Origin of the sequence: Pseudomonas sp. Colony2 (genome assembly GCF_019382755.1) — a bacterium.
GTDB lineage: Bacteria > Pseudomonadota > Gammaproteobacteria > Pseudomonadales > Pseudomonadaceae > Aquipseudomonas.
Genome location: NZ_CP080030.1, coordinates 3,764,921 through 3,780,387, shown reverse-complemented (window position 1 = coordinate 3,780,387; position 15,467 = coordinate 3,764,921). Strand labels below are relative to the sequence as shown.

Genomic DNA, 15,467 nt, shown 5'->3' with positions numbered 1-15,467 from the left:
GGCTGTCAGGATCCCCAAAAAACATCTGAATCCGCGACCTTAACCACCGTTCCCCCGGATCATTGTCCTGGGACCCACGCCACGCCATGTGCAATTCAAAGGTGCGCACCGGCAGTGGCGGCTCCTCAGCCCGCAAGCCACCCGCTGAAGTCAACGCTTCAGCGGCATAGTCCGGCACGGTCGCGACAATATCGGTGCCCGCCAGCAACGTCCCCAGCCCATTGAACTGCGGCACAGCCAGCACGACATGGCGCTTGCGGCCCAGTTTTTCCAGTTCTTCATCCAGAAACCCGCTCAAATCCCCGGCGAATGACACCAGGGCATGGGGCCGCGCGCAGAAATCATCCAGGCTCATGGAGCCCGGCATGCTGTCGGCTCGCAACAGCATCGGCTTGCTGCGGCGCAGGACTTTGCGTTTGGCGTTGGCCGGCAAATCGGTGGTGTAGCTCACGCCGATGGAGATTTCGCCGGAGGCCAGCAGGCCGGGCATCAGGATGTAGTTGACGCGGCGCACTACCAGCACGATGCCGGGGGCTTCGGCCCGCAGGCGCTTGAGCAGCAGCGGCAGCAGGGCGAATTCGACGTCGTCCGACAGGCCGATGCGGAATACCGCGGTGCTGGTGGCCGGGTCGAATTCGGAGGCGCGGCTGACGGCCGTGGAGATCGAGTCCAGGGCCGGGGAGAGCAGGGCGAAGATTTCTACCGCACGGGCCGAGGGCTCCATGCTGCGTCCGGTACGCACGAACAACGGGTCGTCGAACAGGCCGCGCAGGCGTGACAGGGCTGCGCTGATGGCCGGCTGGCCAAGGAACAGTTTCTCGGCAGCGCGGGTCACACTGCGCTCATGCATCAAGGTTTCGAATACGATCAACAGGTTGAGGTCGACACGACGCAGGTCGTTACGGTTCATCTTGTGTCCCAGGCGGCGTCAGTAAACTTGACGGGAGCGGTCATATAAGAACAATGACCGGCATGAATCTTACGGGGAAAGGCTGGTACTCTGCACCGGCTAATTCAGTTTTCCTACATGGTTCGGCACCTTTTCCGTATGTGCGGAATCAATGACAGGCATGTCGACTATTAACGGCGACCGGTGGTCTTGCCCCGAAAGCCCAGATAGAGTTCATGGCAATAGAGGTTACTTTGACGAGGTTTGCGATGTCCCGCACGATCCGTTTTCACAAGTTTGGTCCGGCCGAGGTGCTCAAATGCGAAGAGCATGCAGCCGCTAAGCCCGCACCGGGCGAAGTGCAGGTGCGCGTCGAGGCGATTGGCATCAGCTGGTACGACATTCTGTGGCGCCAGAACCTGGCGTCGTCCCATGCCCGCTTGCCTTCCGGCCTTGGCCATGAAATGGCCGGCGTGGTTGTGGCCGTTGGCGAGGGTGTCGACGACCTGGCGGTGGGTGACAAGGTCGCCAGCTTCCCGGCCGAGAGCCCGAATGACTACCCGGTGTACGGCGAACAGATCGTCCTGCCGCGCTCGGCGCTGACCCGCTACCCGGATGTCCTGAGCCCGATCGAAGCCAGCGTGCACTACACGCCGTTGCTGATTGCCTACTTTGCGTACATGGACCTGGCGCGGGTCAAACCCGGGCAATTCGCCCTGGTAACGGACGCCAGCCACTGTGCCGGCCCATCGTTTGTGCAGCTGGGCAAAGCCCTGGGGGTGCGGGTGATTGCCGCCACCAAGACCAGTGATGAGCGCGAATACCTGCTGTCCCTCGGGGCGGAAAAGGTGATCGTCACCGAAGAGCAGGACCTGCTGATGCAAGTCAACAAGTTCACCGACAACCGCGGCGTAGACGTGGTGTTCGATGGCTTGGGTGGCCCGCAGATGTCGTTGCTGGGTGATGTACTGGCGCCGCGTGGCAGCCTGGTGCTGTACGGCCTGCAAGGTGGCAACCAGACGCCATTTCCGGCCTGTGCGGCGTTCCAGAAGAACATTCAGTTCTTTGTGCACTGCATCGGCAACTTCACCGGCAAACCGGAACTGGGCATCATCCAAGACCAGGTGGCCTTGCAGCGAGCCTTGCGTGACATCAACCAACTGACCGCCGACAAGGTGCTGGTACCGCTGAAAACCACGGTATTTCCGTTCAGCCAGTTCGTTGAAGCGCACCGCTATATGGACGAATGTCCGTGCCGTGAACGGGTTGCCTTGCAGGTAGAAACTGTTTGATCTGTGGGAATATTCTCAAGCGAGTATTCCTGCCCCCGGGCGCATGGGGCAAATGCGCCATTTGACAGGACTTAACCTGCCCACCGCTTGAATCGGGATTTCAGTACTTCAGCCCGATAAACCAGATGTATGCCCCTGACGCCGCCCTGAATCCCAGCGCGGCGTTGTCGTGTCTGCACACTCGATACCCCATGCAAGCCCCCATCTGAACCGGTTTTAGCCGGCGTTCTGTATCTGTTAATCATTATTCAAGTGCCGATAATTGCCCCGTCACTTTTATCTCAAGGATTGAGCAATGATTGAATATATGAAATCACCCCGTACATCCGTCAAGCCCAATAATGTTTCCCATGGCTGTTTTGCCGGAACATCAATATTGAAGTGGGTTATGTCGGATGCTTCTCTAGTTTGTAAGTTAAAGCAGCGTAGGAAGTTGTCAGAGCGTTCCTAAGACTTTCGGTTTGGGCTGCGTGCCCCTTGGCTTGGCGCCTTTTCGGGACTGGAAGCCCCCAAAGGCAGGCTTGGCAAGTAGGGCCCGGTGCTAATCTCCATTGAATGTCACATGTTGTAACGCCCCTACAGAAACAACAGGTCAGGCAAATGCCGTCAACGATTGCCCGAAACTGATATTTCAACTCAGGTAGTAGAACTATGAGCGCTATTCACGAACAAGCCATGAACTATGTCTATCAACAAGTATTGCAACGCTTGATAGGGCATTTCTCTCGAACAGAACGTACCTCGCTCCAGTTATTGATTCAACGAATCGTGGTAGCGGCAGGCGGCATGGAGCGGATCGGTGAATACAAGGTGCTGGTAGCTCACGGCGCAGGCGCCGGCAGCAGCTATGTCCTGGCGTTGTTGCGCGCAGCCCAGCTGACGCTTGCAGGCCGGGCGCCGCGGACGTTTCAACTGCGGGTCGCGACCTTGCGCCATGCGGGCATGTCGCAAAATGCCCTGGACACGCTGCATCGCGGCTACAGCGCGCTGTTCCTGCATGACGATGCGCGTGTCGAATTGCTGATGGTCGAGAATCAGGAAGTCTTGCCGTTCAACCACCTGCGGCCGGCCTCCAGTGCGGCGCGCGATACCAGCCGGCGCAATATGCTGATGGTGGGGCACCTGACCTCGGGAGATCTTCGCCAAACCCTGTGCAACGACGCCTACCTGGCCCTCGGTGACTTTTACCAGCGCGTCACCACCTGCAATGGGGGCGTGCACGCGCTGGTCAGCGGTGACTCCGCGCGCAAGCAGCGGGAGTACCTGGCGTGGCTGAAGAAGGCTGCGCTGGCGAGCGGCGCAGAGGTCCCGCCGCGACAGCCCCTGGTGCTCAGCGGGCTGTTCGCGCGCATGGATGAGTGGAGCAACGCCTATTACTGCGACCTTTACGGCGAGCGTTACGCCGTCGCCGATAAGTCCGACACGGACAACCATCGCCACTTGGCCTATATCGGCGCTGCCGACCTTAAGGACGCGGCCGAATACTCCTCCGGGCCGCTGTTGCGTCAGTTCATGGGCTATGAACCGGACGAGTTTGGCTTTCATTTCAGCCACGCGAGCTATGCGAACCCGTTGCTGATGGCCCATCTGCGGGGCCTGCAGGCCGAGTGCCTGCGGGAACTGGATTACGAGGAGGGCGCACAGGGCTTCATGCAGCAGGCCGCGCTGTTCATGCGGCGCAAGCAGATTCCCGAACACCTGATTGCCCAGGCAGCGACCCAGGATGGCCGAGCGCTGGCGGCCGACTACGCCCAGGCGCTGTTCCGATTGGATGAAAGCCAACTGAACTGCCTGATGTTTTCGCCGTTTATTCGTCACGGCGAGCGCCTCGAAAGCTTTTTGCGCCAATGCCACCCCGGCATGCTGGTGGCGCTCCCCGAGCTGCACAAGGCGCTGCAAGGCAAGCCGGTGGCCGAGATGCTGGTGCAATGGGCCATCGACACCAGCGGGTTGCCGATCGACCTGCTGCAACATCTCTATCGCAAGCGGCCAGCCACCGGCGTGCCGGGCATGGCCGAGACGCCACAGCAAGATGCGCCCGCCCTGGCAGCCTACCAACTGGCGGGGCGTTAAGCGGGTGGCGGCGGGTGACCAGCGATGAACCTCAAGGACGACCGGCAAACCGACTTCGCCTACCAGGCGGTGTATCGCTACATGATCAACCTCATCGGCGAGGTGGGCACGGATGCCCGGGTAAAACTGCCATCATTGCGGCAGCTGGCGGAGCGCCTGAATGTGTCGATCTCGACCATTCAATACGCTTACTCGTTGCTCGAGAAGGAGGGCCGGGTGTACTCGGTGCCCAAGTCGGGCTACTACGCCTGGCCGGTATTGAATAAACCGCCAGGCAGCAGCGGTGGCGACCTGCTGGAGCGCCTCTATGCCAGTGCGCGACGCCCGGGAATGCGCGTGCTCAGCGCCGATGAGCCGGCACTTGCGGCGTCACTGGACGCAGCGCTGTTGCTGCTCGAGCGCGAACTGTTGCGGCATTACCCGCATCATCTGCAGCCATGGTCGCAGCCCTGTGGTGTGTGGGAACTGCGGGCGACGCTCGCGGCGCGCTATACCTCGTCGCCAACCCGTTGCTGGCAGGCGGACGAGGTATACATCGGCGCCGACTTGCGCGGGGTACTGGAAATCCTGATCGAGGTGCTGGGTCTCAAGGGCGCTGCGATCATCGTCGAATCCCCGTGTGACTGGCTGATCCTGCGGTTGTTGCAGGGGGCAGGCGTGAGGGTTCTCGAATTGCCATTCACGGCGGACGACGGCCTGGACCTGGCGTTGTTCGAGCACTTGCTCAGCACCGAGCCGGTGCAGCTGGCGTTGCTGTCATCCGGTGTCAGCCTGCCGTCCGGCGTAGTCCTGTCCACCCATGACCGCCTGCAGCTAGTGCGATTGCTGGACCAGCATGGCTGTTGGTTGTTAGAAAATGACAGCCATGGTGACCTCGGCTTCGGGCAGCCAATCACCGCGTTACGGGACCTGGCCAATCCCGAGCGGCTGATGGTGTTTTCCACGTTCGAGAAGATGCTCGGGCCGGAAGCGCCGTTTGGCTATTTGCTGTCGCGCCACCTCAGCGGCGAGCTGCAGCGCCAGTTCCTGTTGCGCGCATTCCGGTTGTCCTCTATCCGCCAGCGCGCGATTGCGCGGCTCTATCAAAGCGGGCGCATCGACCAGCATCTGCGGGAGTTGCGCCCGCAACTCAAAGAGCAGGCCCGGCTCATGGGCCTGCGGCTGGACACGCATCTGGGCAACCAGGTGAGCTACCGAATGCCCGCCGCTGGCGCGACCTTCTGGTTGCGCTCAGAGGCCCCGGTGGATATGCGCCAGGTGTTCCAGCGCCTGCTCACCCGGCAGGTGGTGATTGCGCCGGGGGAGTTGTTCAGCCTCAGTGGCCTGCACTGCCAGCATCTGCGGCTGAGCCATGCCGTTGACGGCGCCCATAACCTGGAGAATGCCCTGGATGAGCTGGCTCTGGCGCTCAGGCAGGCACAGACCGGCACTGAATGAAATTTCGCTGATTGCTGTAGGATTTATAACGTCGCGGAGCAGTCCAAGTCCCAGTAAACTGCACTTTTTTCCGAATCCTTCTCTTTCAGAGGTTTATGCATGACTCTCAGTCCTTTTGCGGGCAAGCCGGCACCAGCTCAATTGCTGGTAGACATCCCGCGACTGGTAACGGCCTATTACACCGGCCAGCCTGATGCAGCGATCTCCACCCAGCGCGTCGCCTTTGGTACCTCCGGACACCGCGGCAGCTCGTTCGACCTCAGCTTCAATGAATGGCACGTGCTTGCCATCAGCCAGGCCATTTGCCTGTACCGTGAAGCCCAGGGCATCAACGGCCCGCTGTTTGTCGGCCTCGACACCCACGCGTTGTCCACCCCGGCCGGCGCCAGTGCGCTGGAAGTGCTGGCCGCCAATGGCGTGCACGTGATGCTCGCCGAAGGCGATGAGTACACCCCGACACCGGCGATTTCCCACGCCATCATTTGCTACAACCGCGGCCGCACCAGTGGTTTGGCCGACGGCATCGTGATCACGCCGTCCCACAACCCGCCACAAAGCGGCGGCTACAAGTACAACCCGCCCAACGGCGGCCCGGCCGACACCCACATCACCAAGTGGATCGAAGCCAAGGCTAACGAACTGCTGGCCAATAAGCTGGCCGGGGTCAAGCGCATCACCCATGCCCAGGCGCTGAAGGCCGACACCACTCATCGCCACGACTACCTCAACACCTACGTGGCCGACCTGGTCAACGTCATCGACTTCGATGCCATCCGCAACGCTGGCTTGCGCCTGGGCGTCGATCCGCTGGGCGGAGCAGGGGTGCGCTACTGGTCGGCCATCGCCGAGCATCACCGCCTGAACCTCGACGTGGTGAACACCGAAGTGGATTCGACCTTCCGCTTCATGAGCGTCGACTGGGACGGCCAGATCCGCATGGACCCGTCCTCCAGCTACGCCATGCAGGGGTTGATCGGCCTCAAGGACCGTTATGACGTGGCCTTCGCCTGCGACCCGGACCACGACCGCCATGGCATCGTGACGCCGTCCGGTGGCTTGCTGGCGCCGAACAACTACTTGGCCGTGTCCATCGACTACCTGTTCCAGAACCGCCCCGAATGGCGCGCTGATGCTGCGGTGGGCAAGACCGTGGTCAGCAGCGGCTTGATTGATCGCGTGGCCAAGCGCATTGGCCGTCGCCTGTACGAAGTGCCGGTGGGCTTCAAGTGGTTTGCCGATGGCCTGTTTGACGGTTCGCTGGGTTTTGGTGGCGAAGAAAGTGCCGGCGCCTCGTTCCTGCGCAAGGACGGCAGCGTGTGGAGCACTGACAAGGACGGTTTGATCCCGGCGCTGTTGGCGGCGGAAATGACCTCGCGCAAAGGCCAGGACCCAAGCCAGATTTATCGCGGGCTGACCGATGCACTGGGCGAGCCGTTCGCCATTCGGGTGGATGCCAAGGCGACTCCGGCGCAGAAGGCCTTGTTGGGCAAGCTGTCGCCAGACCAGGTGACGTCCACGCAGTTGGCGGGGGAAAGCATCCAGCAGATCCTCAGCCACGCGCCGGGCAATGACCAGGCGATCGGCGGGCTGAAAGTCATGACTGAAAACGGCTGGTTCGCCGCACGGCCATCGGGCACCGAGGACATCTACAAGATCTACGCAGAGAGCTTTATCGGCGAAGATCACCTCAAGCAACTGGTGGAAGAGGCCCAGGTGTTGGTGGACGGGGCGATCTCGGCTAACTGATACCCAGCCTATGACTGATTAACCTGTGGCGAGGGAGCTTGCTCCCGCTGGACTGCGCAGCAGTCCCATCTTTGGGCGCGCTTCGCACCCCAGCGGGAGCAAGCTCCCTCACCACATTCAAGCTCGGTCAGGCGAGGTCGACCAACACGATCTCGCTGTCCTCAACCGCTGTCACCCGCAGTACCTGCTCATCCTCAACCGCCACACCGTCTCGAGCTTGTGCACGCAAGCCATTGACTTCAATCACCCCGGTGGCCGGTACCAGGTACGCCCGGCGTCCGTTGTCCAGCCGATACTCGGCACTTTCACCGGCTTTCAGGTTTGCCGCTACCAAGCGTGCATCGGCCCGAATCCGCAGGCTTTCGCTGTCTCCGGCCTTGCCACTGGCCAGGGTCACAAACCCTTCGCGGTCACCCTTCGGAAACGGCTTAGCGCCCCACGACGGCGGCAAACCGGCCTCATTGGGAATGATCCAGATCTGGAAAATCTTGGTCGGCGTAGCTTCCAGGTTGTACTCGCTGTGGGCTATCCCGGTGCCGGCGCTCATTACCTGGACGTCGCCGGCCTCGGTGCGGCCCTGGTTGCCCAGGTTGTCGGCATGGCTGATGGCGCCCTCACGCACATAGGTGATGATTTCCATGTCCCGGTGCGGGTGCTGCGGGAAGCCGGTGCCCGGTGCGATGAGGTCATCGTTCCACACCCGCAGGTTGCCCCAGTGCATGCGCTTGGGGTCATGGTATTCGGCAAACGAAAAGTGGTGGTGAGCGTCCAGCCAACCGTGATTGGCACCGCCCAGGGTGTTGAAAGGTCGAAGTTCAAGCATGATCGTCTCCTGTGGATGGGAGCTATCATCCAGCAGCGCCAGATCGATAAAAAGCGTAAAAAATGCTGGATTCCTATCGAATGCTTCGATGCCGATGCTCAGGACTTGTCTTCACTTCATCGCCTAACTGCATGAGCGCAAAGCAATTGGCTGGAACTGTGGGGCATTTGCGGCGACCATAGGGCTCTTGTCCGAGTTAAAGCATCGCAGGAGTCCGCGTGCCGCAACACACCCCCGATCTGCCTCCCGAACTGCGGCCACTGGCCGAAATGCCCCTGTTGAAACGGCTCGCCGCCCGATTATTCGGTCACGGCCTGACGCGCCTGCGGGCACAGCACCGTTTCTCATGGCTGCATGGCCAGGCCGACGGCTTTCGCAGTGGCCACACGGCCGGCGTGGAGTATGGCTATAAGGAAGGCAAGGCGGATGGTATCGAAGAAGGCCGCCAGGTCCTGCTGATTCGTGACTTCCGGCCGGATGAGCACACTGCGCCGGGTGTTGACGACAATCTGTTCGATGATTGGCGCCTGCCGCTGACCGCCGAATTGAAAAAACGCATCAAGGCTGATGTGGCGCGCCTGCTGCCGGCCCATGCCCAGCCGAGTGCGGCGCAATGGAAGATGATTTTCAGCGATACGCCGTCCACCTCGGTGATCGCCGGCGCCGGCGCGGGTAAATCCACCTCGCTGGTGCTGCGTATCCTGCTGCTGACCCATTACCTGGGCTTCGAGCTGAGCTCGATGACGGTGGTGACCTTCACCCGTGAGTCGCGCAAGGACTTCATCAACAAGCTCATGGAAATTCTCGCCTTGTGGGGCCAACCCCTTGGTATGAAAGAAGCGCAAGCGGTGGTGCGGACCTTTCACTCACGCATCCTGCCAATGGTGCGCAGCCTGCCGGGCCTTGAACGGCTGCAGGCGTTCGAGAACCTCAATGCGCGGACCGAAGCGGGCTTTGATGAGGCCGACAGCAACCCCTTCGAATTGCGGATCAACGACGCCCAGCGCCAGCAACTGAATGCCTGCTATCACCGGCTGCATGGCCGCCATGAACGCTTCCGCGAACTGATCGCCCCGCTGGCGCGCCATGCCCTGCAACTCAAGGAGCTGGAGCGCGATCACCCGGACGTGCAAAAACGCGTGGCGGTGACCGAACTGGCGGCCAAGCGCGATGAAGAACTCTGCGATGTGATCGAAGACCTGTGGTTTCGTGCCGGCGCCTGGCCGATCAAGGGCATCGAGCCCAATCGCCAGACGTTCGATATCAACGGCGCGAAGTTTCACTGCCATGGCTACATTGCCGAACTGGATGCCTGGGTCGTACTGGGCTTCGACCCGCGGGAAAATGCCCAGGTCAGTCGACCCGGGTCCAAGCTATCAGTACGTGCCGAATGGGCGGTAAAGCGAACCCTATTTCAAGCTTTCTGCCGTAAACCATTGATATGGCTAGAAAGCTACGAGTCTTCCAAGCGGCTTTTAAGCTGCCTGGCAGGTGACGCAACAGCGGGCCCGGGCTTCGATTACAAGGTCAAGGGCGAGCTGGGTTCGGCACCGTTGCTGGACAGCTTTGTTGCCGCCGCCGGGTTCATCGAGAACCTCGGGCTGGATGTGCCCACCGCCGTGGGCAAGATGAGTTTTGCCAAGGATGATCCAGACCGTTTTTACTTCGAGGCACTGAGCATTTTCTGGAAGGCCCTCGAAGATCACTTGCTGGACCAGTCGCCACCGGTCATGACCTACAACCGGATGTTCTCGCTGTTTGGCGAAAACACCCCGGAGAACCTGAAGTTGCTCAGCGACCCGCTGCTACGGCCGATGTCGCACCTGATGATCGACGAATTCCAGGACGTATCGCCGCAGATCGTCTCGTGGATCCGGGCCAGCCTGCGGGAGATCCGCAGCCGTGGGCCGGCCATGCACGTGGGGCGCGGGGCCCAGCGCTCTTCGCTGTTGTGCGTGGGCGATGACTGGCAGTCGATCTATGGCTGGCGTGGCAGTTCGCCCAAGTATTTCATGGAGTTCAACAAGGAGTTCCCGTCACCCACGACCACCCGGGTGATGCTGGGCGAGAACTACCGCAGCCATCAGCACGTGATCGATGCTGCCGAGCACATTGTGCGGGCGGCCCCGGCCATCAGCGGCAAGAAAGCCAAGGCCAGTGGAACCGCGAAGGAGTTGGTGCCGGTCACGGTGCGTGATCGTGACGATGCGGCGCTGGGCCACCAACTGCTGGCGCACTATCAAAAGGGTGATTCGGTGTTAATGCTGTATCGAAAAAGCAGCGATAAGTCATTGATGCAAGAGCATATTCAGTCGGTAGTTAATGTGGATTCTAGTTTGCCGTACGGCAGCCGCCGGCTCAAGCAACTGACTTATCACAGCGCCAAGGGCCTGCAAGCGGATGCGGTATTCCTGCTGGGTGACTGCCAGCACTTGACCAGTTCGCCGTACAAGAACCAGGTCTACCGCATGGCAGGACTGGGCAAGGACGGCGATACCGAAGCTTACGACAGCGCGCAGAAAGACGAAGTGCTGCGCCTGGCCTACGTGGGCATTACCCGGGCGGTGAGCCATTGCTATTGGTATGTCGACGGCCAGGATGGCCAAGGGGTGAATGTGCCAAAGGCTTCGGACCGGGTTGCCGGGGACAAACCGTTTTTTGACGACCAGCGCATCAGCAAATCATAAGGGGTGACGTTGAATCCTGTGGCGAGGGAGCTTGCTGTGGCGAGGGAGCTTGCTCCCGCTGGAGTGCGCAGCGCTCCCAGGATTTTGGGGCTGCTACGCAACCCAGCGGGAGCAAGCTCCCTCGCCACAGGATACCTGCGTTGCCAGATCAAGCCCGCAGCGACAGCGGCGGCACAAACGACTCCAGTTCATCCTCAACCGCCTCGATGATCCGCTCCACGTCCGCAGCGTTCATCACTGTGGCGCAAGGGATACCGGCAATTGCAATCAGGGTTTCTCCGCTGGCGCGGTCGAACAGGCGGGCGATCATACTGCCGGGAGCATCCATGCTCGCCTCAAAGCCCATGGGATGAAAGTGCCAGCGCATCAACTGGCAGGCATTGGGGAATGTCACTTTGTTCATATTGCCCACCTTGTTCATTGAGCGCTTCCTTTAGCTCGCTGCAGGGGCGCCATGACCGTCACTGGTCCTGGCCGTCGTGAGCACTAAAAATAGCATTCGTTCGCATCGGGCATGGGAGTTTTTTCGTCCCGTCCGGCAGTTGTTTTCAATAACGTTGATATGGGTCACGTGCTGCGTGGTATTAAGCGAAAGGCCATTAGTCGGAAATATCAAATGGCCGTTGAGCGGGTACGGGCAGTTGGGCAAGCTGCCTCTTTTTTCACCGGCGTAGAGCGCTCAATGCAAGACATCATTCCGGATGACTCCCAGAAAACCCAAGCTACGGCCAAGCTGGTACTGCGTCACCATCTGTGCTGGCGGGATCGGGACCTGGATGGAGTGATGTCGTACTACCATCCGGACATCCAGTACCACGATTTCTTCCAGAACCGCGTGGTGGGTGCCGGCGAGCTGCGCGAATACCTGCAAGCCAGCATGCCCCGTGGCGCCGACGAAGCGATCGAACACACCGACCGCATCCGCGCCGACGGCGACACCGCGTTCATCCAATACCGCATCACCTTGCGTGGCGGCCAGGGCCTGGTGTCGTTTCGCACCAGCGAAGCGATTACCGTGCGCGATGGCTTGATCTGGCGGGTCAACGAGTACGCCTCCCTGGTCCACGAGCAGTCTGCCAGCCGCCGCGAGACCACACGCCCGACCGTCAGCCGCCTGGGCCTGTCGCCGCAGCAACTGAGCTACATGGCCAACGACCTGCAACAGTACTTCGAGCGCCAGCAACCCTATCTGGACCCCGAACTGGACCTGCAACGGGTGGCGAAGGAGTGCGGGTACAGCCGCAACCAGATTTCCTACCTGTTGAACCAGGTGCTGGGGCAAAGTTTTTATCGCTACGTCAACCAGGCACGCCTCCAGCATTTGCTGGCTGCACTGGAAATGGCCGCGCCGCCGATCCGCATCGACGAACTGGCGTTTGCCGCCGGCTTCAATTCGACGTCGGCGTTCTACAGCAGCTTCCGCCAGCACACCGGCCAGTCGCCCAAGGCCTACGTCAAACAAATTTCCCTGCGTGCACGCGCGCAAGACAGCCGCTGAGGCCAGGCTCTAGGATCACTGCCATCGAAGTGTGGTGGTGGAGCTTGGCATGCCTGCATGGCGCAATATCAGTTTATGGATGGACCAGCTGGACGAGCCGCTGCTGGCACGCGCGTCCCTGGAGCAGGACCTGGACGTCAACGTGGCCATCATCGGTGCCGGCTACACCGGGCTCTGGACCGCGTATTACCTGAAGCGCCAGGCGCCCGAGCTGAAAATCGCAATCATCGAGGCGCAAACCGCCGGGTTCGGTGCCTCGGGCCGTAACGGCGGCTGGCTGATGGGCAACCTGCTGGGAGAGGACCGCCTGTTGGCCGGCCTGACCCCGGAACAGCGCCGGGCCTCGTTCGACCTGCTGCACGCCATCCCCGACGAAGTCGCGCAAGTGATCGAGCGCGAAGGCATCGATTGCGACTACCGCAAGGGTGGTGTGCTGTATTGCGCCGCGCGCTACCCCGAACAGGAAGCCACCCTGCGTGCGTACCTGGCCAAACTTCACAGCCAGGGCCTGACCGACGACGATTACCGTTGGCTTGGCCCGCAGCAACTGGCCGAGCAGATCCGTATCGCCAAGCCTTATGGCGGCATCTATGCACCCCACGTTGCCACGATTCACCCGGCCAAGCTGGTGCGCGGCCTGGCGCGGTTGGTGGAGCGGATGGGCGTCAAGATCTACGAAAACAGTCCCGTCACTCATTGGCAGTCCGGCAGCCTGCGCACGGACAAAGCCTCGGTGCGCGCCTCCTGGGTGGTGCCGGCAGTGGAAGGGTATGCCACCACGCTGGCTCCGCTGGGGCGCTATCAGTTGCCGGTGCAAAGCCTGATCGTTGCCACCGAGCCGTTGCCGGCCAGCACTTGGGACGAGATCGGCCTGAATCGTGGCCAGGCGTTCGGCGAGAGCAGCCGGCAAGTGACTTACGGCCAGCGTTCGGCGGACAACCGCCTGGTGTTCGGCGCTCGCGGGGGTTATCAGTTTGCCGGCAAGTTGCGACACAACTTCGATCTCACCGACAGCGAAGTCGAACTGCGTCGCTACCTGTTCGGCGAACTGTTCCCGCAGCTCAAGAAAGTCCGGATCACCCACGCCTGGGGCGGCAACCTGGGCATGTCCCGGCGCTTCAAGCCGCACATGCTCTGCGATCACGCGGCAGGCATCGCCCTGGCCGGTGGTTACGGCGGCGAGGGCGTAGGCGCCAGCAACCTCGGTGGCCGCACCCTGGCGGACTTGATCCTGGGGCTCGATACGCCGGTGGTTCGCCAGCCATGGGTGATTCAGCCGGGCCGGCTGGACGGGCTCAAGGCCTGGGAACCGGAACCCTGCCGCTGGCTGGGCTACAACGCGATCATCCGCAGTTTTGTGCATGAGGACCAGGTGTTGGCCAACCCCAATACCGCCCCGTGGCGCCGCAAACTGGCCAGCGGGGTTGCCGGGTTCATGGAAGGTTTCATGCACTAAGTCGTTTCAATCACCACAGGTATGAACATGAGCATTACCCAGTTCAAAGACACACTCAGCGCCCATTTGCCGGACTCCTCGCCCGTCGCCGTGCCACTGGGCACACCGGTCGCGGTGGCCTCGACCTTGAGCGTGGAACGTAGCGACGGCGTCGAAACCGGCATCTGGGAATGCACGCCCGGGCGCTGGCGCCGGCAGATCAAAGCCCAGGAGTTTTGCCACTTTATCCAGGGACGCTGCACCTTCACCCCCGACAACGGGGAAATGCTCCACATAGAAGCCGGCGACGCACTGATGTTGCCGGCCAACAGCACCGGTATCTGGGACATCCAGGAAACCGTGCGCAAGACCTATGTATTGATCCTCTGATTCTTTGATCTTTGATCGCCTGCCATAAAAACAGCCCTAAAACCGCCAGGAAATCGAACCATGAGACCCATTGCCCTGTTGCCGCTGGTATTCGTCGCCACCCTCAGCCAAGCCGCCGAGACGGTGAAGATCTACAACTGGTCGGACTATATCGCCCCCGACACCACCAAGAACTTCCAGAAAGAAACCGGCATCGGTTTCACCTACGACGTGTACGACAGCAACGAAACCCTCGACGGCAAGTTGATGACCGGCAAATCCGGCTATGACGTGGTGTTCCCCTCCAACCACTTCATGGCCCGGCAGATCCAGGGCGGGGCGCTGAAGAAACTCGACAAGAGCCAGTTGCCCAACTGGAAAAACCTCAACCCGGTGCTGCTCAAGGCCCTGGAAAACAACGACCCGGGCAACGCCCACGGCTTCCCGTACCTGTGGGGCAGCACTGGTATCGGCTACAACATCGACAAGGTCAAGGCGGTACTCGGCGACAACGCACCAGTGGATTCCTGGGACCTGATCTTCAAGCCCGAGAACATGCAAAAACTTCAGAAGTGTGGCGTCGCCATCCTCGACAACGGCCCGGAACTGCTGCCCGCGGCCCTCAACTACCTGGGCCTGCCGCACCACAGCAAAAAGGCGGAAGACTACAAAAAGGCCGAGGACCTGCTGATGAAAGTGCGGCCGTACGTGGCGTATTTCCACTCCTCGAAATACACCGCCGACCTGGCCAACGGCGACATCTGCGTGGCCGTGGGCTTCTCCGGCGACATCCTCCAGGCCGAAAGCCGCGCCAAGGAAGCCAAGAATGGCGTGAATATCGGCTACAACATTCCCAAGGAAGGCGCCGCCATCTGGTTCGACATGGTCGCCATGCCCGCCGATGCCCCGGATGAAAAAGCCGGCTATGCGTTCATGAACTACCTGCTACGCCCGGAAGTGATGGCCAGCATCACCAACTACGTGCACTACGCCAACGGCAATGCCGCGGCGGACAGCCTGGTGGACCCGGCAATCAAGAGCGACACCAAGGTGTACCCAAGCCCGGAAATGATGGGCAAGTTGTTTGCACTGGAAGCAATGCCACTGAACATCGACCGGATTCGTACGCGGGTGTGGAACACCATTCGTACCGGGCGTTGATGATCGTTCCCACGCTCCGCGTGGGAATGCATCCTGTGACGCTCCGCGTCACGACGT

At 61.0% G+C, this 15,467-nt stretch carries 12 protein-coding genes; 9 read left to right on the top strand and 3 right to left on the bottom strand.

What is annotated here, in order from left to right:
- On the bottom strand, positions 1-910 hold a 910-nt coding region (locus tag JV201_RS14915; protein WP_257903226.1), incomplete at its 3' end, for a LysR family transcriptional regulator.
- A 248-nt stretch (positions 911-1,158) separates the two neighbouring features.
- Here JV201_RS14915 and JV201_RS14910 point away from each other — a divergent pair.
- The 4 genes from JV201_RS14910 to pgm all read left to right on the top strand — a co-directional run bounded on the left by JV201_RS14910 (position 1,159) and on the right by pgm (position 7,437).
- Positions 1,159-2,181 carry a zinc-dependent alcohol dehydrogenase family protein gene (locus JV201_RS14910; RefSeq protein ID WP_003217140.1) on the top strand — a complete coding sequence of 341 codons (1,023 nt, stop codon included), beginning with the start codon at positions 1,159-1,161 and terminating at the stop codon, positions 2,179-2,181.
- Between the two features lie 651 nt (positions 2,182-2,832).
- On the top strand, positions 2,833-4,254 hold the full coding sequence (locus tag JV201_RS14905) for a hypothetical protein (RefSeq protein ID WP_219405629.1): 1,422 nt from the start codon (positions 2,833-2,835) through the stop codon (positions 4,252-4,254).
- Between the two features lie 24 nt (positions 4,255-4,278).
- Entirely contained in the window at positions 4,279-5,691 is a 1,413-nt protein-coding gene (locus JV201_RS14900; protein WP_219405628.1) for a PLP-dependent aminotransferase family protein, read from the top strand.
- 99 nt (positions 5,692-5,790) lie between these two features.
- Entirely contained in the window at positions 5,791-7,437 is a 1,647-nt protein-coding gene (gene pgm, locus JV201_RS14895; RefSeq protein WP_087694418.1) for a phosphoglucomutase (alpha-D-glucose-1,6-bisphosphate-dependent), read from the top strand.
- A 127-nt stretch (positions 7,438-7,564) separates the two neighbouring features.
- On the opposite strand, the gene JV201_RS14890 is transcribed toward pgm, so the two are convergent.
- Entirely contained in the window at positions 7,565-8,260 is a 696-nt protein-coding gene (locus tag JV201_RS14890) for a pirin family protein (RefSeq protein ID WP_003217133.1), read from the bottom strand.
- A gap of 218 nt (positions 8,261-8,478) precedes the next feature.
- Here JV201_RS14890 and JV201_RS14885 point away from each other — a divergent pair, with 218 nt between their 5' ends.
- Positions 8,479-10,947: a UvrD-helicase domain-containing protein gene (locus JV201_RS14885; protein ID WP_219405627.1), complete on the top strand. Its 2,469-nt coding sequence runs from the start codon at positions 8,479-8,481 to the stop codon at positions 10,945-10,947.
- Positions 10,948-11,095: 148 nt separating this feature from the next.
- Here the strand turns inward: JV201_RS14885 and JV201_RS14880 are convergent, their stop codons facing one another.
- The gene (locus JV201_RS14880) at positions 11,096-11,368 is read right to left on the bottom strand and encodes a DUF1652 domain-containing protein (RefSeq protein WP_003217129.1); all 273 of its coding nucleotides are present in this window, start codon (positions 11,366-11,368) and stop codon (positions 11,096-11,098) included.
- Positions 11,369-11,629: 261 nt separating this feature from the next.
- Between JV201_RS14880 and JV201_RS14875 the strand changes: the two genes are divergently transcribed.
- Genes JV201_RS14875 through JV201_RS14860 form a run of 4 tightly spaced genes read left to right on the top strand, consistent with a single transcriptional unit; the run spans position 11,630 to position 15,410 of the window.
- Complete coding sequence (locus JV201_RS14875) at positions 11,630-12,445, top strand: AraC family transcriptional regulator (RefSeq protein ID WP_177021718.1); 816 nt, start codon at positions 11,630-11,632, stop codon at positions 12,443-12,445.
- Between the two features lie 49 nt (positions 12,446-12,494).
- A complete protein-coding gene (locus JV201_RS14870) occupies positions 12,495-13,901 on the top strand; it encodes an FAD-binding oxidoreductase (RefSeq protein WP_219405626.1) in 1,407 nt (468 codons plus the stop codon).
- Positions 13,902-13,928: 27 nt separating this feature from the next.
- Positions 13,929-14,270: a cupin domain-containing protein gene (locus JV201_RS14865; RefSeq protein ID WP_003217122.1), complete on the top strand. Its 342-nt coding sequence runs from the start codon at positions 13,929-13,931 to the stop codon at positions 14,268-14,270.
- A gap of 60 nt (positions 14,271-14,330) precedes the next feature.
- Positions 14,331-15,410 carry a polyamine ABC transporter substrate-binding protein gene (locus JV201_RS14860; RefSeq protein WP_010169417.1) on the top strand — a complete coding sequence of 360 codons (1,080 nt, stop codon included), beginning with the start codon at positions 14,331-14,333 and terminating at the stop codon, positions 15,408-15,410.
- Positions 15,411-15,467 lie beyond the last annotated feature (57 nt).

Excerpts from the sequence above, each read along its gene's own strand:
- JV201_RS14870 (WP_219405626.1), top strand. The coding sequence starts at position 12,495 with ATGCCTGCATGGCGCAATATCAGTTTATGGATGGACCAGCTGGACGAG.
- JV201_RS14860 (WP_010169417.1), top strand. The coding sequence starts at position 14,331 with ATGAGACCCATTGCCCTGTTGCCGCTGGTATTCGTCGCCACCCTCAGC.
- pgm (WP_087694418.1), top strand. The coding sequence starts at position 5,791 with ATGACTCTCAGTCCTTTTGCGGGCAAGCCGGCACCAGCTCAATTGCTG.
- JV201_RS14900 (WP_219405628.1), top strand. The coding sequence starts at position 4,279 with ATGAACCTCAAGGACGACCGGCAAACCGACTTCGCCTACCAGGCGGTG.
- JV201_RS14905 (WP_219405629.1), top strand. The coding sequence starts at position 2,833 with ATGAGCGCTATTCACGAACAAGCCATGAACTATGTCTATCAACAAGTA.
- JV201_RS14865 (WP_003217122.1), top strand. The coding sequence starts at position 13,929 with ATGAGCATTACCCAGTTCAAAGACACACTCAGCGCCCATTTGCCGGAC.
- JV201_RS14910 (WP_003217140.1), top strand. The coding sequence starts at position 1,159 with ATGTCCCGCACGATCCGTTTTCACAAGTTTGGTCCGGCCGAGGTGCTC.
- JV201_RS14875 (WP_177021718.1), top strand. The coding sequence starts at position 11,630 with ATGCAAGACATCATTCCGGATGACTCCCAGAAAACCCAAGCTACGGCC.
- JV201_RS14890 (WP_003217133.1), bottom strand. The coding sequence starts at position 8,260 with ATGCTTGAACTTCGACCTTTCAACACCCTGGGCGGTGCCAATCACGGT.
- JV201_RS14880 (WP_003217129.1), bottom strand. The coding sequence starts at position 11,368 with ATGAACAAGGTGGGCAATATGAACAAAGTGACATTCCCCAATGCCTGC.